This is a genomic window from Paraburkholderia sp. (assembly GCF_036488795.1).
Taxonomy (GTDB): Bacteria; Pseudomonadota; Gammaproteobacteria; order Burkholderiales; family Burkholderiaceae; genus Paraburkholderia.
Genome location: NZ_DASXHA010000108.1, coordinates 1 through 18,436 on the forward strand (window position 1 = coordinate 1; position 18,436 = coordinate 18,436).

An 18,436-nucleotide genomic window follows, 5' to 3' on the forward strand; every position below is an offset into this window, starting at 1 on the left:
GTTATATCGGTCAACGCCGCTCGGCGCTGACTGGAAATTATCTGTTGGGTAATGGTTATCGTAGTTTTAATCCAATCATCCGGCGCTTCAGTGCGTGGGATAGCCTTAGTCCGTTTGGCAGCGGTGGACCGCACGGTTACGGGTACTGCGCAGGCGACCCGGTGAACCAGTCGGATGCGTCGGGGCAAGGACCATTCCTGGACTTGCTGATAGGACTTGGACTCGCCATCGGGCGGAATCTACGGCGCGCAGACGCGGCCGAAGTGGCTGCCGAGGTGGGAGAGGAAGCAGCATCCATGGGAAGCACCGCGAGCGATGTTGCGGATGCGGCAGGCGAAGTCGAAGCTGCTGACATGGACTTTATCGGTTATCACGGGACCAGTGAGGCATCGGCCTTGAACATTCTCGATGTGGGGATCAACGAGCAGTTCCTTCCTCGTGCAGGTCAGATCGGACGCGGTTTCTACATCGCGAGGATGAACGGCACGCTGCCACAGTGGGGCGCGGAGATCGCCGCCAACTTCCCCAGCGCACGTCAGTCGTGGGCCACTCGCGCGGTCAGCAGACTCATCGGCGAGGCGAGGAATCCCTTGATCGACAATGCGAACCGGCGCTCAATCCTCAAGATCTATACCGTCCGGCCGCTACGGAACTGCAAGTGGAACATCATGAATCCCGGCGATCTAGCGGCTTTGAAGGCCACTAACTACGACAACGGCGGTCCGGGTCTCGATTCCCCACGAGACGCCAAATGGCTGCAAATGGTCATACCGCCAGACCAGTTCCGGTACCTTCGGGTGAGGCGAGATGACGGCATCTTCGAGAGGCCGCACAACTGGCTCTCGCACGTATGCGAATACTCTGTCAGGTCCGCTCGCTTGCCGCGACGAGCGAGCATTTAGGTTGACCTGGGACATCGCCAATCGAAAATAGCGGCGAAGGACACGCATTGCCGCTCGCGCCTCCCCAGCCGCGAGCGCCAACGCATGTTTGCGAAGATCAGCGAACGTCTTGTCGATCTTCCAAAGAGCACACCAACAGCCCGCCAACAAAACAAGAAAAGACCAACACTCCAACAACCCGAACCCAAACCCCCGCCAACCGGACAAACAAAAAAACCTTAACCAAGCGGCCGAACCCCAATCAACCACCCATGCAACCAGAAAGCAAACACAACCCAAACCACCCCACCGCTCACAACAGCCATCAAGTCTTTCGAAACCGCGCCCGCGGGGTAAACAATCCCCAGAGCGGCGTCCCTGCGCAGCGCAGCCAAATAGTCAAAAACCGCCCAAACCAGAAACGCCCCAAACAACACAATCGCATTCGAAGTGCCATTGGCAACCAGATGCGCGAACGCCCACAACCCGACTCCCACCACCATAGGATGCCTGACCCACGCCTTGAAGTGATTGCCGGGAATGTGCGCAGCAGGAAACAGAATAAACGCGATCAACGTCAACAGCGCCGCCAGATGCGGTGCCCAAACCGGCCGTGCCCACAACACCACCGGCTCGCGCCGCGCGATCCCATACCCCCACACAATCAACACCAGTCCCACCACCGACGCCACCGAATACAGATTCTTCCAGCGCTTCTCCCCCATCCGCGCTATCTGCTTCGTTCGCCACGGTTCGGCAAAGATGCGTATCGAATGTAGACCCAGAAAAATCACCAAACCCAGTACCAGTACCGACATGGCAGGCTCCTCGCGATAGATGTCGACCGATCGCCGCGATTGTCGCTCATGTCACCAGTCCTGCCAATCGTCAGATCAACCCGCCTTAAACGCTCAATCCGCAGCCGGAATCCACGCTGCACTCGCCGCGTCGCTCGAACGGAATGCCGGGAATTTCGCACCCAGTTCCGCCACCGTCTTGATGTCGTTCTTCACGAGATCGTCATGCGTAATCAGCGTCGGCTTTACCACGATCCGGTGGCCCGGATCCTCGCCCGCTACCGACAACGCCGCCGCCCGCACCGAGACCGCGCCAACCACCGCCGGATTCGTCGCCGCCGTCGCAACCCAAGCGCTGTCCGGCGCGCGGATCGCCTCGATGTCCGCCGTCGAAATGTCCGCGCTATAAATGCGGATCTTCGAACCGAGCTTCGCCTCGTCAGCCGCGAGTTTCGCGCCGCGCGCAAATTCGTCGTAAGGCGCAAACACGACACGAATATCCGGATGCGCGCGGTAAGCCGCCGCAGCCTGGTTCGCGACAGATTGCGCAATCGGATTGTCCACCGTGCCAAAGCGCGCCTTCTCCTGCACTTGCGGATGCGCACTCTTGAACTCGCGCCACACGGCGTCGCGCCGGTCGAGCGGTGCAAAGCCCGCTACGTACACATACCCGGCGGAGAATGTATCGCCATTGTCCTTCACGACCTGACTGAGCAGCAGCGTCGCAAGATCATGATCGCTTTGCTCGATCTGCGGCACCTTTGGATTGTTCAGGTCCACGTCGAACGCCACCACCTTGATGCCTTTATCGAGCGCGCGTTGCACCACGTCCTTGAGCGATTCCGGCAAGCCATGATTGACGATAATCGCCGCCACGCCCAGGCTGATCGCCTGCTGGATCTGCTCGCGTTGTTCGGCAGCGTCCTGCCGTCCTTCGTAAATACGCAGGTCAATGCCGAGCGCCTTCGCCTGCTTCTGCGCGCCGGCTTCATATGCCTGGAAGAAATCGCCTTCGGACAGGTAATTGACCAGCGCGATCTTCACGTCGCCTTTATCGAATGGCGCAGGTGCTCCTTTGAGCGGCGCAGCGTACGTCGTCTGGCCCACGCCCGGCAAAACAGCCGCGCATAGCAGCGTGAACGCGACGGCCATGCGTCGAACGTGTGATGTATGACGAAAAATCGATTTCATCCAGGGTCTCCTGCAGATTGGTTGGCGTGGTGATGAATCAAATGAATCGCTACTCGGCGTGCGCCGTATGACGGTTGCGATAGCGCGCACCCGGATGGGGTTCCGCAAGACGTGCGCTGCCGCCATGCAGCTTTTCGCGCAGCGAACCCTTTGCATATTCGGTCTTGTACACGCCTCGGCGCTGCAATTCCGGCACGACGAGATCCACGAAGTCACTAAACGTTTCATGCGTCAGCGCATAAGCCAGGTTGAAGCCGTCGACGTCCGTTTCCTCGACCCATGATTGCAACTCGTCCGCAATCTCCTGCGGGTCGCCAACCGACAAAGGCCCAAGTCCGCCTATGCCGCCCCACTTCGCAATCTCACGAACGGTCCACACGCGTGTCGGATCAGCGCTCGATAGCGCCTCCACGGCCGATTGCACCGCATTGCTTTCAACATGAAGCAGCGGCTCGTCCAGGTCGTATTTCGACAGATCGATACCTGTCCAACCCGACATCAACGCAAGCGCGCCTTCGTCGCTCGCATAACGCCGGTAGTCCGCATGCCTGGCGTGTGCTTCAGCGGAGGTCTCGCCGGTGATTACCGTATGCAGATTGAAGATCAACACGTCATGCGGGTCGCGGCCGAACGACTTCACGCGAGCGCGAATATCCGCGACGAACTGTTTGAGAATCGTGCGCGAGGGTGCCGCAATGAAGATGCATTCGGCATGCTGCGCAGCGAAATCCTTGCCGCGCTTTGAAGCCCCAGCCTGATACAACACCGGTGTGCGTTGCGGCGAAGGTTCGCAAAGATGGATGCCAGGCACCTCGAAATACTTTCCGTGATGCTCGATCGGATGCACTTTCGACGGCTCGGTGAAGACCTGTCGTCCGGCATCGCGCACCACGGCATCGTCTTCCCAGGACGACTCCCACAGCTTGTAGCAAACCTCCAGATATTCTTCGGCAAGCGCATAACGTTCGTCGTGATTCGCCTGGCCAGGCAGCCCCAGGTTGCGCGCCGCGCTGTCCAGATACGACGTGACGATGTTCCATCCCACCCGCCCATTAGTCAGATGATCGAGCGTCGACATGCGCCGCGCAAACGGATAGGGATGCTCGTACGACAACGAACACGTCACGCCGAAGCCCAGATGCTGGGTGACGTTCGCCATCGCCGACACCAGCAAGATCGGATCGTTGACCGGCACCTGCGCCGCCTGACGGATCGCGGCCTCACCGTTGCCTCTGAAAACATCGTAAATACCGAGTACATCCGCAATGAACAGGCCGTCGAACTTGCCGCGTTCCAGCAACTTCGCGAGGTCGGTCCAGTAATCGAGGTGCTTGTAACGCCAGGACGTGTCGCGCGGATGCGCCCACAAGCCCGGCGACTGGTGCCCAACGCAGTTCATGTCGAATGCATTGAGGCGGATCTGTCTGGCCATAATCGGATCCAGTTAAGGTTGAAGCAAGATGGCTCGCCAGTGTGTGCTCTAAAGCGCACCGTGACGCGGCGGCAACACGTCGTTCAGGAAGTAGTTGCCAACGGCAATGTATTTCCAGCGCACCGGGTCATGCAGCGTATGGGTGCGCGCATTGCGCCAGTGCCGGTCAAGGTTGTGTTCCGCGAGCGTCGCCTGCGTGCCGGCCAGTTCGATCAGGCGCGTCGAAGCCTGCAGCGCGATTTCCGTGGTCGCGGCACGCGCTTGCGCTACCGCAATCGATGCAGCCGCAACCGTCTTGTCATTCGACTCGCTAACGGCAAGATCCACCGTGCGGCCGGCGCGTTCGACTAGCGCGTCCGCTGCGTTCAGTTGCAGCGCCAGTTTGCCGAACAATTCGAGCGTCAATGGATCGTCGCTCGCGCGTTCGACGTCGCTGTCGATCCAGGGACGCGACCGCTCGCGGACGAAGCACCGGGCATCGGCAAATGCGGCACGCGCAATGCCGAGATCGACCGCTGCATGAATGAGCTGGCCAACCGGACCCACTGTCGTGGGCTTCGCATCGAACGCGGCGCTGTACGGGACGACCGCCGTAGCTTCCACGTAGACGTCATCAAGCGTAGTCGTGCCGCTGCCGGTGGTCCGCTGCCCGAAGCCCGACCAGTCATCCACCACGGTCAAGCCTCGGGTCTGCGCGCTCGCAAATGCCACATGGAGCGTGTTGTCGGTGGCCTTTGCGACGATCGGAATCCATTGCGCAAACAATGCCCCCGTCGAGTAGAACTTGGTACCGTTGATGCGGAAGCCATCGCCGTCGGGCGTCAATGTCGTGCGGTAGTCGGCCACCGTTTTCGTGCCACGCTCCGATAGCGCATTGCCAAACCGCTCGCCTGCCAGGGCCCGCTCGAAGTAAAACGCCTGCTGTTCGCGCGTGCCGTTCACACGCAGCACGTCGAGCATATAAAAGTGATTTTGCGGAATCTGGCCAAGCGCGGGATCGGCTTCGGAAATGATCGCGGTCACCTCGGCAAGTGTCGCAAACGATACCTGTGCCCCGCCGAATTCACGCGGCACGGCGATGCCCCACAGGCCGCTCGCCGAATAGGCTTCGACCTCCGCAAACGGCAAGCGACGCTCACGATCGCGCTGCGACGCTTCCGTGGCGAAACTGCTCGCCAATTCTCGCGCAACCTCTAACGCCTGCTGGTCAGTCTCGATACGGGTTGCCTGCAAAGCGCGCTGCGCCACGGACTCTGTCAAAGCATTCATGGCGTCAATTCCACGGATGACGGGCTGGTTTGACGCCGTTCAGATAGTAGTTGCCGACCAGGTGATATTTCCACCGCACCGGATCGTGCAATGTATGCGTGCGCGCATTGCGCCAATGACGGTCGAGGTTATGCTCGCTCAATGTCGACTGGGTACCGGCGAGTTCAAACAGCTTTTCGCTGGCGAGAAGCGCAATCTCGGTGGTCAAGACTTTGGCTTCGCCGACCGCGACCGAAGCGAGCGCTACGTCGTCCTCGGTGGTTTCTCCCTTGGCGGCGATCACATCGAGCGTGCGCGCGGCGCGTTCGAGCAGCGCCTGCGCCGCGTGCAACTGAATATGCAAATGCCCGATTTCGCGTACCGTCAACGGATCGTCGCCGGCGCGTTCGACGCCGCTGTCGATCCACGGTCGCGAGCGTGTGCGCACGAACGTCAAGGTGTCGTTCACCGCCGCTTCGGCGATGCCTGCATCGATCGCCGCTTGAATGATCTGCGAAATGGGGCCGTTCAGCGTGGGGAAATCCGACACTCGATGCGCGGGAAACACATGTGAAGCAGGCACCCGCACGCCCTCGAGGACGACCGTTCCGCTCGCTGTCGTGCGTTGCCCGAAACCCGACCAGTCGTCGATCACGTTCAGACCCGGCGTGCCCTTAGGAATATAGGCGAGCCACCCTTTACGTTCGTCGTCCAGTCCCAGCACCGGCACGAAGTGTGCAAACAGCGCGCCCGTAGAATAGAACTTCGTACCGTTGACGACATAGTCGTCGCCGTCACGCTGCACACGTGTTTTCAGATCCAGCACATGCCTGGTGCCTTTTTCCGAAAAACCGTTGCCAAAGCGCTTGCCGCTCAATACCTGGGCAAAGAAATAACGCTTTTGTTCTTCAGTGCCGGTCAGTGAAATCACGTCCACCAGACCGAAGTGATTTTGCGGCAACTGTCCGAGCGACGGATCCGCTGCTGCGACGATCCTGATGACTTCGGCTAACGTCACAAACGATACGCCCGCACCGCCATAGGCCTTCGGCACGGTGATCGCCCACAAGCCCGCTTGCGAAAACCATTCGATTTCTTCGTGCGGCAAGCGGCGCTCGCGGTCGCGCTGCGCCGCTTCCTGCGCCAGACGCGACGCCAGTTCGTGCGCCACCGCAATCGCTTCGGCGTCGTTCGCAATCACGCGCGCGGCAGGTTGATCCGCTTCGCTGATACGCGATGCACTCGCCTCATCTACTTCGGCCATACGAATCTCCGCTTGAGTGACTGTCCACACAATCTATCAGCGGGTTCCCCGCACGCAAACTGAACGTTTTAGAAATGGATATTCCTTCGGATGGCAAAACAACTCTGCGAAGCTCAAGCATAAGCACTTCGTCGTTCGACTGATAAAGATAGTCCGATTTGATGGTTTCATGCATGACGGTTTGTTGATTAGAGTCGTCTCAGGATGGACCTTCCTGTCTCTTCAAATCGGACACCATGACACGCATGCAACCCACTCTCGTCTCGCTGCTGGCCGCGACCGCATTCAGCGTTGCCGGCGGCTTCTTCTCTTTGGCGCACGCGCAAGGCGAAACACCGGCAGCCGCAACACCCGCTGCCAGTGATAATGCCGCGCCGGTGCCTTCGTTGAAAGGAAAGCGCATCGGCATCACTGCGGCGGGTACTGACCACTATTGGGATCTGAAGGCCTATCAAGGCGCCGTGGATGAAGTGAAACGCCTCGGCGGCACGCCGATCGCACTCGACGCCGGCCGCAACGACAACCGCCAGATCGCGCAGATCCAGACGCTGATCGCGCAGAAGCCCGACGCCATCGTCGAGCAATTGGGCACTGCAACGGTGCTGGAGCCGTGGTTGCAGAAAATCCGCCAGGCCAACATTCCGCTATTCACCATCGACACGGCGTCGCCTTCCAGCATCAACGACACGACGTCCGATAACTTCTTTATTGGCGAACAGCTTGCGTTGAAGCTCGTCAACGATATCCATGGCGAGGGCAACATCCTCGTCTTCAACGGCTTTTACGGTGTGCCGGTCTGCGCGATCCGCTACGACCAGCTGAAGGCTGTGCTCAAGTATTACCCGAAAGTGCACATCATCCAGCCCGAACTGCGTGACGTGATTCCAAACACGGTGCAAAGCGCGTATGCGGAGGTGAGCCAGTTGCTGGCGAAATATCCGAAGGGGCAAATTGCTGCAATCTGGTCGGCATGGGACGTGCCGCAGGTGGGCGCCACTCAGGCGGTGGATGCCGCGCATCGTGACGAGATCAAGACCTATGCCGTGGATGGTAGTCCGGACGTCGTGACGCTCGTGAAAGATCAGAAGTCGAGCGCCGCCGCGGTGGTCGCGCAGCAGCCGGCGCTGATCGGCAAGACCGCCGTGGATAACGTCGCGCGCTACCTCGCGGGCGACCATACACTGGCGCCCTACACTTACGTGCCGTCGATTCTGGTGACCAAGGACAACGCCGGTGCGATCCAGCAAACCCTCGGTCAGCTCAGCGCAAAATGAACCAAGAAGTCGACGCTCCCGCGCTTGAACTGCATGAACTCGTCAAGCATTTCGATGGTGTGGCCGCGCTGCGCGGCGCGTCGCTCAAGGTGGCGCGCGGCAGCGTGCACGGCTTGATCGGCCAGAACGGCGCCGGCAAATCGACGCTCATCAAGATTCTTGCGGGTATTCATGCGGCCGACTCGGGCACGATCGCGGTCGACGGTATCGCGCAACCTCTCGACGTGTCCGCTCATCAACATGCGTGGGGCATCGGCTTCATCCATCAGGAACGGATGCTGCCGCCTACGTTCACTGTCGCGGAGGCGCTTTGGCTAGGCGCCGAACGCAGCCTCGGGCCACGCGCGGCGGGACCGTTTCGCTTACTGGATGTGCGACGCATGCAGCGCGATGCGCGTGCTGCCTTGCAGACTCACTTCGGCATCGATTTGCCGCCGAACAAACTGATTGGCGACCTCAGCGTCGCCGAACAGCAAATCGTGCAGATCACGCGCGAGCTGATCCGCGAGCCGCGCATTCTCGTCTTCGACGAACCGACTGCCGCACTGGTCAGCCGCGAAGTAGACCGTTTGCTGCAAACCATTGATCGTCTGCGGCAGCGCGGCTTGACGATCCTCTACGTGTCGCACTACCTCGACGAGATCGCGGCGATCTGCGATCGCGTCACCGTGCTGCGCGACGGCGCGGATGTGACGCACGTCGACGCTCGCACCACCTCAACGGAATCGCTCGTCACCGCGATGATCGGCGCGCAGCCGCAAACACGCATGCCTGCGTCGGCGCGTCTCCCCGGCGAGACCGTGTTGCGCGTGCGCAATCTGAGCGCGCAAGGCCGCTTCGAAGATGTCTCGTTCAATGCGCGGCGCGGCGAGATTATCGGCATCACCGGTTTGCTCGGCTCCGGCGGCAAGCAGGTGATTCGCAGTCTGTTTGGCCTTGAGCGTGCCGTGGTGGGCGAGATCGAAATCGACGGCAAGAAAGGGCGCTTGCGACGTCCGCAAGACGCAGTCCGCCGTCGCGTTGCCTTCGTACCAGAAGACCGGCGCGCGCATGGCGTCGCGCCTGCGCTATCCGTACGCGAAAACACCACACTTGCGAGCCTCGCGCGCTTCAGCCGCTTCGGGCTTTTGAAACGACGCAGCGAAACCCATGCGGTGCAAGCTCTGATCGAAGAACTCGCGGTACGCACACCCGGTACGGAAACACCGGTACGACACCTGTCCGGCGGCAATCAGCAAAAGGTGGCGCTTGCGAAGTGGTTGAGCCGCGCGTCTTCGGTGTATCTGCTCGATGAGCCGACTGTCGGTGTGGATATCGGCGCGAAGACGGAGATCTATCGTCTGCTCGACCGGCTCGCCCGCGACGGTGCCGCCGTGCTGCTCTTCTCCAGCGATCTGATCGAATTGCTCGGCATCACCGACCGCGTGCTCGTGATGGCGCGTGGGCGGATCGTGCGTGAACTCGTTTCACGCGAAGCCGATAGCCAGGACGTGCTCGCGTGGGCAACCGGCGCGCGCGGCGCAGCATCGCAACAGGAGGCCGCTGCATGAGTAAAGTCCTCGATGCCGCACCACGTAGCGGCAAAATCGAATTGCCGGAGCGTTTCTTCGGCACGCAATGGTGGCTTAGAAGCGGCGCGGCGTTAGCGTTTGCCGTGGTGTTCATCGGCTTTGCGCTAAGCTCGCCGCTGTTTTTCAGCGTCGCGAACCTCGCCAACGTCGTGCAGCAATCCGCGGTGGTCGGGATCCTTGGCTTTGGCTTGACCGTCGTGCTGATCGGCGGCGGCGCGGATCCCATCAGAGGAGGGCTCGACCTGTCAGTAGCGGCCAATCTCGGACTCTGCGCGGCCGTTTATGCCGTGACGCTCCGCGAGGGCCTGGCGCCCATCAATGCGTTTGCATTGACACTTGCCGCAGGCGCGGCGGTTGGCGCGCTCAACGCGTTTGCCGTGATCGTGCTGCGCATCTTCCCGCTGCTCGCCACGCTGACAACCATGAACCTGTGCGCCGGCTTCGAACTCGTGCTGACGCAGAATACGTCAGTGGCAGCGAGCGGTGCGCTGCTGAGCTTCCTGCTCGACAACGACGCATTCGGTATACCGCATCTTGCGTATGCGCTGGTGATCGTCGCTGCGTTGTTCACGGCGCTGATTCACTACACACCCTTTGGATTGCGCTTGCGTGCCGTCGGCGCACATCGTGAAGCCGCGCAAGCCGCGGGTATCCGCGCGCCGCGTTATATCGCCGCGAGCTATGTATTGAGCGGCATTGCGGCAGCCTTCGCGGCGCTGGCATCCACTGCACTGCTTAGCGGCAGTTCACCCGGCGCGGGAGAAAATCTGCTTGCCACCGTTGCCGCGGCCTTGCTTGGCGTGGTGTTTTCACGCCGTCTCGTGCCGACCATTCCAGGCACGCTGCTCGCGGTGCTGTTTATTGGCGTCATCAGCAACGGCTTTCAGCTCGACAACGTGTCGAGCTATTGGGTCAACGGCGTCGAAGGCGCGTTGATCCTCTTCGTCGTCGCCACCACCGCGCTTGTGCGCCGCCGTCATGCGGGGGGTCATGCTCATGATTGAAACCCTCGGCCGCTTGCAGCGCTTCGCGCTGGTCGGCGCGTTGCTCGCTGTCATTGCCTTCTTCGCAGTGTTCGCGCCCGGATTCGCGCGAGCCGGCAATCTTGCCGACGTGCTGCTGAACAACTTCGCGTTGCTGGCGATCGCGTCGCTGGGGATGACCCTGGCGTTGTCTTTAGGCGCAATCGATCTGTCGCTCGGTACGTCGATCGACGTCGCCAGCCTCGTGTTCGTCCTGTTGAACGCGCATGGCATTGGCGTATGGCCGGCGGCACTGGGTGGTCTCGCCGCCGCATGCGCGGTTGGCGCGTTCAACGGCGTACTGATCGGGTGGCTCGGCATCGCGCCGTTTCTTGCGACGCTCGGCACGCTGTTTATCGGCCAGACCGTTCAGCAGCTCGCGACCGATGGCGGTCAACCCGTCTACCTGCTGAACGTCACGTTGCCGCCGCTGTTTAGCGCACTCGCGCACGGCACGCTGGCGGGCTTGCCCGTGCCTTTGTGGATCGTCGCCGCGCTGGCCGTCGCCGTGCAGGTGACGCTGTCACGTTCCGCCTTTGGCAGACAGCTCACCGCGCTCGGCGCGCAACCTGGCGTCGCGCGCTACTCGGGCTTGCCGGTGGCGACGCTCACCGCAGTGACGTTTATCGGCAGCGCGCTGATTTACGGCGTCGTCGGTCTGCTGCTTTCATCAACAGTCAAAGCCTACGTTCCGCAGGCCGGCAATGGTTACCTGCTCAACGCTATCGGCGCGACGTTCATCGGCACCACGCTGTCGCCGACGCGCCGTCCAGGCGTCGTCGGCACCTTGCTCGGCGTTTTGCTGCTGAGCCTGGTCGCGAACGGACTGTTGCTGATCGGCTGGAATTTCTACTGGCAACAGGTCGCGACGGGCGCATTGATCTTCGCCGTGCTTGCCGTGAGCTTCGCGCAGCGGCGCACGCGTTACGCGTGAGATTCCGTGTTGCGTCCCACGCTAAACGTAAATGCCAATGCACCCACCAGCAGCACGCCCTTGATGAAATCCTGCATGTAGTACGGTGCGTTTAGCATGGTCAGGCCGTTTAGCAACACGCCGACAAACACCGCGCCGACGACCGTGCCGAACACGTTCGGCCGCTTGGCGCCCCAGACCGCATAGCCGACCAGTGCGGCAGCGACGGCGTCGAGCAGCATCGAATGACCGGCGCTCACATCGCCACGGCCTACGCGTGCCGCAATCAGCACGCCACCCAACGAAGCGATCGCGCCCGAGGCGACATAAGCCGCGATCCGATAGCGCGCGGTAGGCGCCCCCGCCAGACGCGCAGCGGTCTCGTTGCCGCCAATCGCATAGATGACGCGCCCCCAGCGGGTGGTCTCCATCACGACACACGCCACCACGGTCAGCACGACCAGCACGATTACCGGCAGTGGCACGACATCGAATAGACGCATACGTCCGAGTGCGAGGAAGGCATCGGGAAACACGCCCGTCGTTTCAGTGCCGTCGGGCAGAATCGTGCCCGTGGCGAGCGAGCGGCCGCCGGTCGGAATCAGTTGTAGCCCGGCCAGCAGAAACAGCGTGCCGAGCGTGGCAAGCTGATCCGGCACGCGCAAACGGGTAATCAGCAGGCCGTTGAAGAGACCCGCTGCCACACCGAGTACGAGACACGCCGCGACTGCTTCCAGGGCATTGCCGTGCCACACGATCAGCACATAGCTCGCCGCCATCTGCGCCGACGCCGCCACGCTACCCACCGACAGATCAAAACCGCCGGCCGCGAGCGTCACCGTTACCCCGATACCGAGCAACGCGACAATCGACACCGCCTGCAAGATGCTGAACAGGTTGTCGATATTCAGAAATGCTGGCTGGTTGACGGCAAACACCACCACCAGTAGCGCGAGTACCAGCAGCATGCCGGTTCGTTCCAGATGGCCTCGCAGGCTCTGCAATGCGCCGCGTCGAGCTACGGGTTCAAGCTCGGCACGCGCGCTTTCCTGGGCACGCTCAGAGGCAATCGAAGGGCTGGTTTTCATGGGTGAGCGTAGTGATTGAGATCGGAGTGGGAGGTCTGGTCGAGCGTCGCGCGATCGAAGCGCACGACGCGATCCGCAATCTCGAGGGCCTCTTCGAGATCGCTGACGAAAACGAGCGTGGCGCGTTCGCGGGCGTGCCGCCGCAGCGTATCGACGATATCGGCGCGCGCGCCGGCATCGACGCCCTGGAAAGGTTCGTCGAGCAACAGCAGGCGCGCGGGTTGCGCGTGCCAGCGCGCGAGCACGACCTTCTGCTGATTGCCGCCGGATAGCCGCGTGAGCCGATCATCAGGACCGGTGCAGCGGATGCCGAAACGTTCGATTGCATCAGCCGTGGCGCGCTGTTCGCGGGCACGCCGCACAACGCCGCGCTTGAACCAGTGCGAGAGAAACGGAAAGCTGAGCGTGCCGGCAATCGACGCGAACGGCACACTCTCGGGGAATAGCGACGTGCGCCAACGATCTTCGCCCGCAAGAAAAACGCCTGCACGGATTGCGTCGGCAGGTGAGCGTGGGCGCCACGGCTGACCGTCGAGCGTCATCGTGCCGGCGGTAGCGTGCGTGGCACCGAAAATGACCCGTGCAAAACGCGATTTGCCACCGCCGACCGGGCCCGCAATCGCGACGATCTCGCCGCGCTGCACGTCCAGATCGAAAGGAGCGCCGGCGGGCGTCAGTTGCAGATCGCGCACGCTAAAACACGGGTGATGCGAGGCCACCATGCCTTCGATCGCCGAGCGTTCGCTACGCAGCTTGCGTCCGATCATCGTTTCGACCGCGGCGTCGAAATCAATCGGCGCGCCCCAGTCAGCAACGATTCGGCCGTCGCGCACAATCGTCACGCGTTGCGCGATGCGGCGCAGATCGCCCAGCCGATGCGACACCAGCAGAATCGCGACGCCTTCGTCGCGTAAGCTCGAGCAGGCCAAAGAGGCGCTCGGCCTCCGGCGCGGAAAGACTGGCGGTGGGTTCGTCGAGAATCAGCAGCGCGGGACGCGTGGCCAACGCGCGGGCCAGCGTCACGAGTTGCTGCGCAGCGAGCGAAAGCGACGACAAGGGTGCGCTCAGATCAACCTCCAGTCCAACCCTCGCAGCCAGCGGCGCGGCGTCACGAACCCGTGCCGCGGGCGGCGCGCGCCACGGGGACGCAGGATCGCACAGGCGGTCAAGCAGGAGGTTGTCGGCAATCGAAAGCGCCGGCACGACCGCATCCGCAATGGATTGATGGACGGTCGCAATGCCTAGCAGTTTCGCGTGATGCGGTGACGCGGGCTGGAACGGTTGTCCGCGCAACGTCAGGCTGCCGCCGTCGGCGCGATACACGCCGCTCAGGATTTTTACCAGAGTGGATTTGCCCGCGCCGTTCGCGCCCATCAGCGCGACGACTTCGCCCGCGCGAATCGAAAAATCGATGCAATCGAGCGCGAGCGTGGGGCCAAAACGCCTGGAAACGCCGGCGACGGTCAAAATAGGAGCGGTCATCGAAGAGCACGCAGCGTGGCTGCGCTCGTAGCGAATGACCGACCATGCTAGCTAGCGCATCTCAGCGTGCCAACGAAGCGTTGCTCATATAGATAGTGTGGCGAGCGCAGAATTCACCGAGGCACACAGCGAAACTACGAGGGGTGGTGCATGCGCACGCCGCCAGCGTGCCGCCAACGGCCGGATAAGCTGGATAAGCCGGAGCTGAGCCGTGACTCAGCAATGAACTAGCAACGGAAATGCTCGATATTCTGGCCGGCGTAAATGGCACGCGCGAGCCAATCGGGCTTATCGCCCTGGCCGTCCCATGTATTCCCGTATGCGTCACGATACATCACCGCCTTGGTCGCGGCGGCGTCTGCCTCCATAGACTCGGCCAGGGCTTCCAGCGTAATGCCGTACTCTTCCATGCGGCGACGTATCCACAGGACCAGGCGCTCGCGCGCATTCCCGTCGAGGTCGAGCAGCCGTTGTTCTTGCTCTTTCATAACGTACCGATGTCGCCGCTGAATAGCGTGCGTTTAGAAAAAATAAAAGGCTTCGCTAATTAAACGCGAAGCCTATACAGCATTCGAGTGGCCGAGCGCCATTCGAACCCACGTTGCCTTTTCGCACGTGCGTGCGCCCCCGGAAATGATGCCCGACAAATCTATTGTTCAGGAAATCCGTTCGGCAAGCGGCTCGAATCGTCGCCCGTCTGGCCCTTTACCCACAAAGGCCGCTTCAGCGTCTATAAGCTGATTTTAGCACCCATTTTCCGTCGCATATGGCAACGCGTTAATGCAGGCTCGATGCGCGGCCAGCATCATGCTATTTTGTCGATCCAGAGTTTGTTTCGCCAAACGCCAGAGGAAAAGCAACCATGTCCGCTTCCGCCGCGATCACCGCCATTCTCATTGCACTGATGATCGGAGCAATGAGCCCGGGCCCGAGTTTCGTCATTGTCGCCCGCAACGCGATCGGCCTGTCGCGCCGCGACGGCCTCGCCACTGCTCTCGGCATGGGGATTGGCGGCGTGTTCTTCAGCGGCATTGCACTGCTCGGCCTCTATACGCTGCTCGCCGCGGTGACCTGGCTATACGTGAGCCTGAAGGTCGCAGGTGGCCTGTATCTGATCTATCTGGCCACGAAGATCTGGCGTGGTGCGGCCTCCCCGCTCGCTTTCGACGCGACCCAAACCGGCCTCAACGGCAATCCGCGCAAATCGTTCTGGATTGGTTTAAGCACGCAACTCAGTAATCCGAAAACCGCCATTTACTACGGCAGCATATTTGCGGCCCTGCTTCCGCAACATCCGCCGCTGTGGTGCTATTTCGCACTACCGCCGGCCATCTTCACGATTGAAGCCGGCTGGTACACCGTGGTGGCCTTGTGTTTTTCCAGCCGGCGTCCGCGCGAACTGTATCTGAAGGCGAAGACCTGGGTGGACCGGGTGGCGGCGAGCGCCATCACCGCGTTGGGCCTCAGGCTGATTTTCACTGCGCACCGTGTCGGCCTTTAAGACTGTTCAATGATGCTGACCTGAGCGGCTCCGCTGCGTTGCTCTGAATGCCATGTCAGGCATGGCAGACACCGCAATTACAGCGTGCCGCTCGCCTAAGGGGGCCTGACCGATTCCCGCTGCACGAAGTGCGAACCGCCCGAAGCTTTACAAGAAAGTCCTTGACGCCAGCAGCCTCATCCAGATATTGTGTTCCTCGAAGTTCAAGAAGTTCGATTGCTGTTCATCAATTGCTCGCTCCCTCAGCGGTATTCGTTGTCCTCTCCCTCCTTGACGCTTCGCGTGCTCATTTCAGAGCGACTATTCACAATTTTTTCCTCAAGGATTCTTCATGGATACCGGTACCGTTAAGTGGTTCAACGACAGCAAGGGCTTCGGCTTCATCACCCCGGACAAGGGCGGTGACGACCTGTTCGCTCACTTCTCCGAAATCAGCGGCGACGGCTTCAAGACGCTCGCTGAAAACCAGAAAGTGAGCTTCGAAACGAAGCAAGGCCCGAAGGGTCTGCAAGCGGCTAACATCAAGCCGCTGTAAAGTTTGACGGGTCCGGTATCCGGCAACGGGTACCGGGCTGCAGCGACATCCTCGCGGAGCTTCGTCTCCCACAGTTGGCGTAACCGCATCGGCAGTTTCGTTGCGCCAAACGCATCGCTTGCCCCCTCATTCCCCTGCTTCATTCTGGCCTTGGCGCCATTCCCGCTACGCGTTGAATCCGGCATGGACTCCTTTGTCCCGATCGCCGCACGCGTGCGAATATTTAGAAATATAAAATGCAAAACACACACATTCAGCATTACAACGGCTATGCCGTCAAACCATCAGCACATCGTTTGCCTGATGGTTCATTCTCATCCAATCTGCTGCTTGAGCGCGACGACAATGCACGCGCCGAAACGCGTTATCAATTCTATTCGCTCGACTACTTCAGCAATGAAGAGCAGGCATTGCAACACTCGTGCCGCTGGGCGCGTAACTGGGTCGACACGCGCGGCTGAGGCCGTTGCTCAGGTGGTCGGCTAGCGCGGACTCTTGTGTGCGTCTGCATCTGCGTCTGCGCCGACCACATCAATCGCGCTACCTGACTTTACGCGGGCGCGCAGCTCGAACTTCTGGATTTTCCCGGTGGACGTTTTCGGTAGTTCCCCGAAGCAAACTGCTTTCGGCAGCTTGAATCCGGCCAGAAAACGACGGCAGTGCGCGATGATCGCCTCGGCTGTGGCGGACGCTCCTTCCTTGAGTTCGACGAACGCGCACGGCACCTCGCCCCACTTCGGATCCGGCATCGCCACCACGGCCGCAACGGCCACTGCAGGATGGCGATACAACGTGTCTTCCACCTCGATACTGGAAATATTTTCGCCGCCGGAAATGATGATGTCCTTACTGCGGTCACGGATACGCATGTAGCCGTCCGGCATCAGCACGCCCAGATCGCCAGTGTGAAACCAGCCGCCTCTGAAGGCTTCTTCAGTGGCGCGCTCGTTCTTCAAATACCCCTTCATGCAGATGTTGCCGCGAAACATGACTTCGCCCATTGTTTCGCCGTCGTTGGGCACGGCTTCGAGCGTGTCCGGGTTCAGTACCGTCGCGGCCGCTTGCAGGTGATAGCGCACGCCCTGCCGCGCGTTGAGTCTTGCCAGTTCCTCGTCGTTCACACTCTCCCAACAATCCTGTCTGGCGCATACCGAAGCCGGTCCATACACTTCGGTCAGCCCGTACACATGGGTCAGATCGAAGCCGATCTCCTTCATCCTGGCAATGACGGCAGGCGCAGGTGCCGCGCCCGCCACCATCGTCGCCACGCGGTGGTCGATTCCTTCGCGCCACTGCGCCGGCGCATTTGCCAAAGCGTTTTGCACGATCGGCGCGCCGCAGTAGTGGGTCACGCCTTCGCTGCGAATCAGATCGAAAACGGCTTTGGCGTCGAACTTGCGCAAGCAGACATTGACGCCCGCACGCGCGGCGACCGTCCACGGAAAACACCAGCCGTTGCAGTGAAACAGCGGCAGTGTCCACAGATACACCGCGTGTTTGGGCATATCCCATTCGAGGATGTTGCTCACGGCGTTCAGGTATGCACCGCGATGATGGTAGACGACGCCCTTCGGATGGCCCGTGGTGCCGGACGTATAGTTCAACGCAATCGCGTCCCACTCATCGGCGGGCGGCTGCCAGACGAACTGCGGGTCGCCGCTTTGCAGGAAGGCTTCGTAGTCAGTGGCACGGGGAAACTTGAGCGGGTCGGCCGGCATTACGTCGTTCACGCTGACAATGCGCAGCTCAGGAAACTCAAGCGAAGCACGCTGCGCGAGCTCGCCAAACTCGGTATCGACGATGAGCGCCTTCGCCTCGCCATGCCGCAACATGTACAGAATCGACGCTGCGTCGAGCCGCGTGTTCAGCGTGTTGAGCACGGCGCCCGCCATCGGTATGCCGAAGTGGGCTTCTATCATCGGAGGAATGTTGGGCAGCAGCACCGCTACGGTATCGCCGCGCGAGATGCCCACCCGCTGCAGCGCGCTGGCAAGGCGCAAGCTGCGCTCATACGTTTCGCGCCAGCTACGGCGCGTGTCGCCGTGGACGATTGCCGGCCGGTCGCCATAAACTTCGGCCGCACGCACAATGAAGTCGATTGGCGTGAGCGGTACGTAGTTCGCTTCACGACGGCCGAGACCTTCCTCGAACATATGCGCCATGAGATCGTCTCCTCGGAAGCACTCAGTTCCTGCTGGTTTTAAGTCTCTTATGATCAGGCAGCTGCCGGACCGGCT

The 18,436-nt window shown here is 61.1% G+C and carries 16 protein-coding genes and 1 pseudogene; 8 read left to right on the forward strand and 9 right to left on the reverse strand.

What is annotated here, in order from left to right:
- Positions 1-902 (forward strand): RHS repeat-associated core domain-containing protein (locus tag VGH41_RS15610; protein ID WP_331598374.1); only part of this gene is annotated, 902 nt, incomplete at its 5' end.
- Between the two features lie 218 nt (positions 903-1,120).
- On the opposite strand, the gene VGH41_RS15615 is transcribed toward VGH41_RS15610, so the two are convergent.
- From VGH41_RS15615 to VGH41_RS15635, 5 genes are all read right to left on the reverse strand, one after another.
- Positions 1,121-1,699, reverse strand: coding sequence for an NnrU family protein (locus tag VGH41_RS15615; RefSeq protein ID WP_331598375.1), 579 nt, complete (start codon positions 1,697-1,699; stop codon positions 1,121-1,123).
- Positions 1,700-1,792: 93 nt separating this feature from the next.
- Positions 1,793-2,869 carry a substrate-binding domain-containing protein gene (locus tag VGH41_RS15620; RefSeq protein WP_331598376.1) on the reverse strand — a complete coding sequence of 359 codons (1,077 nt, stop codon included), beginning with the start codon at positions 2,867-2,869 and terminating at the stop codon, positions 1,793-1,795.
- A 49-nt stretch (positions 2,870-2,918) separates the two neighbouring features.
- A complete protein-coding gene (locus tag VGH41_RS15625; protein ID WP_331598377.1) occupies positions 2,919-4,301 on the reverse strand; it encodes an LLM class flavin-dependent oxidoreductase in 1,383 nt (460 codons plus the stop codon).
- A 48-nt stretch (positions 4,302-4,349) separates the two neighbouring features.
- Positions 4,350-5,570 (reverse strand): SfnB family sulfur acquisition oxidoreductase, encoded by a 1,221-nt coding sequence (locus VGH41_RS15630; RefSeq protein WP_331598378.1) that lies wholly within the window; start codon positions 5,568-5,570, stop codon positions 4,350-4,352.
- 4 nt (positions 5,571-5,574) lie between these two features.
- Positions 5,575-6,813, reverse strand: coding sequence for an SfnB family sulfur acquisition oxidoreductase (locus VGH41_RS15635; RefSeq protein ID WP_331598379.1), 1,239 nt, complete (start codon positions 6,811-6,813; stop codon positions 5,575-5,577).
- 236 nt (positions 6,814-7,049) lie between these two features.
- Here VGH41_RS15635 and VGH41_RS15640 point away from each other — a divergent pair, with 236 nt between their 5' ends.
- Genes VGH41_RS15640 through VGH41_RS15655 form a run of 4 tightly spaced genes read left to right on the forward strand, consistent with a single transcriptional unit; the run spans position 7,050 to position 11,614 of the window.
- The gene (locus VGH41_RS15640; protein ID WP_331598380.1) at positions 7,050-8,087 is read left to right on the forward strand and encodes a sugar ABC transporter substrate-binding protein; all 1,038 of its coding nucleotides are present in this window, start codon (positions 7,050-7,052) and stop codon (positions 8,085-8,087) included.
- A complete protein-coding gene (locus VGH41_RS15645) occupies positions 8,084-9,637 on the forward strand; it encodes a sugar ABC transporter ATP-binding protein (RefSeq protein ID WP_331598381.1) in 1,554 nt (517 codons plus the stop codon). The genes VGH41_RS15640 and VGH41_RS15645 overlap by 4 nt, the downstream gene beginning before the upstream one ends.
- Entirely contained in the window at positions 9,634-10,662 is a 1,029-nt protein-coding gene (locus tag VGH41_RS15650; protein ID WP_331598382.1) for an ABC transporter permease, read from the forward strand. Before VGH41_RS15645 ends, VGH41_RS15650 begins: the two co-directional genes overlap by 4 nt.
- Positions 10,655-11,614, forward strand: a complete 960-nt coding sequence (locus VGH41_RS15655) for an ABC transporter permease (RefSeq protein ID WP_331598465.1) — start codon at positions 10,655-10,657, stop codon at positions 11,612-11,614. The genes VGH41_RS15650 and VGH41_RS15655 overlap by 8 nt, the downstream gene beginning before the upstream one ends.
- On the opposite strand, the gene VGH41_RS15660 is transcribed toward VGH41_RS15655, so the two are convergent.
- From VGH41_RS15660 to VGH41_RS15670, 3 genes and pseudogenes are all read right to left on the reverse strand, one after another.
- The gene (locus VGH41_RS15660) at positions 11,605-12,681 is read right to left on the reverse strand and encodes an ABC transporter permease (RefSeq protein WP_331598383.1); all 1,077 of its coding nucleotides are present in this window, start codon (positions 12,679-12,681) and stop codon (positions 11,605-11,607) included. The genes VGH41_RS15655 and VGH41_RS15660 overlap by 10 nt on opposite strands.
- A pseudogene (locus tag VGH41_RS15665) lies at positions 12,678-14,163 on the reverse strand (sugar ABC transporter ATP-binding protein). Before VGH41_RS15665 ends, VGH41_RS15660 begins: the two are co-directional and overlap by 4 nt.
- Positions 14,164-14,390: 227 nt before the next feature.
- Entirely contained in the window at positions 14,391-14,651 is a 261-nt protein-coding gene (locus VGH41_RS15670; RefSeq protein ID WP_331598384.1) for an H-NS family nucleoid-associated regulatory protein, read from the reverse strand.
- Positions 14,652-15,025: 374 nt separating this feature from the next.
- Between VGH41_RS15670 and VGH41_RS15675 the strand changes: the two genes are divergently transcribed.
- The 3 genes from VGH41_RS15675 to VGH41_RS15685 all read left to right on the forward strand — a co-directional run bounded on the left by VGH41_RS15675 (position 15,026) and on the right by VGH41_RS15685 (position 16,660).
- Positions 15,026-15,664, forward strand: coding sequence for a LysE family translocator (locus VGH41_RS15675; RefSeq protein ID WP_331598385.1), 639 nt, complete (start codon positions 15,026-15,028; stop codon positions 15,662-15,664).
- A gap of 331 nt (positions 15,665-15,995) precedes the next feature.
- Complete coding sequence (locus VGH41_RS15680; protein ID WP_012428559.1) at positions 15,996-16,199, forward strand: cold-shock protein; 204 nt, start codon at positions 15,996-15,998, stop codon at positions 16,197-16,199.
- 236 nt (positions 16,200-16,435) lie between these two features.
- Positions 16,436-16,660, forward strand: coding sequence for a hypothetical protein (locus tag VGH41_RS15685; RefSeq protein ID WP_331598387.1), 225 nt, complete (start codon positions 16,436-16,438; stop codon positions 16,658-16,660).
- A gap of 21 nt (positions 16,661-16,681) precedes the next feature.
- Here the strand turns inward: VGH41_RS15685 and VGH41_RS15690 are convergent, their stop codons facing one another.
- Positions 16,682-18,361: an acyl-CoA synthetase gene (locus VGH41_RS15690; protein ID WP_331598388.1), complete on the reverse strand. Its 1,680-nt coding sequence runs from the start codon at positions 18,359-18,361 to the stop codon at positions 16,682-16,684.
- Positions 18,362-18,436: the final 75 nt, after the last annotated feature.

Excerpts from the sequence above, each read along its gene's own strand:
- VGH41_RS15645 (WP_331598381.1), top strand. The coding sequence starts at position 8,084 with ATGAACCAAGAAGTCGACGCTCCCGCGCTTGAACTGCATGAACTCGTC.
- VGH41_RS15625 (WP_331598377.1), bottom strand. The coding sequence starts at position 4,301 with ATGGCCAGACAGATCCGCCTCAATGCATTCGACATGAACTGCGTTGGG.
- VGH41_RS15650 (WP_331598382.1), top strand. The coding sequence starts at position 9,634 with ATGAGTAAAGTCCTCGATGCCGCACCACGTAGCGGCAAAATCGAATTG.
- VGH41_RS15670 (WP_331598384.1), bottom strand. The coding sequence starts at position 14,651 with ATGAAAGAGCAAGAACAACGGCTGCTCGACCTCGACGGGAATGCGCGC.
- VGH41_RS15690 (WP_331598388.1), bottom strand. The coding sequence starts at position 18,361 with ATGGCGCATATGTTCGAGGAAGGTCTCGGCCGTCGTGAAGCGAACTAC.
- VGH41_RS15680 (WP_012428559.1), top strand. The coding sequence starts at position 15,996 with ATGGATACCGGTACCGTTAAGTGGTTCAACGACAGCAAGGGCTTCGGC.
- VGH41_RS15685 (WP_331598387.1), top strand. The coding sequence starts at position 16,436 with ATGCAAAACACACACATTCAGCATTACAACGGCTATGCCGTCAAACCA.
- VGH41_RS15640 (WP_331598380.1), top strand. The coding sequence starts at position 7,050 with ATGACACGCATGCAACCCACTCTCGTCTCGCTGCTGGCCGCGACCGCA.
- VGH41_RS15620 (WP_331598376.1), bottom strand. The coding sequence starts at position 2,869 with ATGAAATCGATTTTTCGTCATACATCACACGTTCGACGCATGGCCGTC.
- VGH41_RS15660 (WP_331598383.1), bottom strand. The coding sequence starts at position 12,681 with ATGAAAACCAGCCCTTCGATTGCCTCTGAGCGTGCCCAGGAAAGCGCG.
- VGH41_RS15635 (WP_331598379.1), bottom strand. The coding sequence starts at position 6,813 with ATGGCCGAAGTAGATGAGGCGAGTGCATCGCGTATCAGCGAAGCGGAT.
- VGH41_RS15675 (WP_331598385.1), top strand. The coding sequence starts at position 15,026 with ATGTCCGCTTCCGCCGCGATCACCGCCATTCTCATTGCACTGATGATC.
- VGH41_RS15615 (WP_331598375.1), bottom strand. The coding sequence starts at position 1,699 with ATGTCGGTACTGGTACTGGGTTTGGTGATTTTTCTGGGTCTACATTCG.
- VGH41_RS15655 (WP_331598465.1), top strand. The coding sequence starts at position 10,655 with ATGATTGAAACCCTCGGCCGCTTGCAGCGCTTCGCGCTGGTCGGCGCG.
- VGH41_RS15630 (WP_331598378.1), bottom strand. The coding sequence starts at position 5,570 with ATGAATGCTTTGACAGAGTCCGTGGCGCAGCGCGCTTTGCAGGCAACC.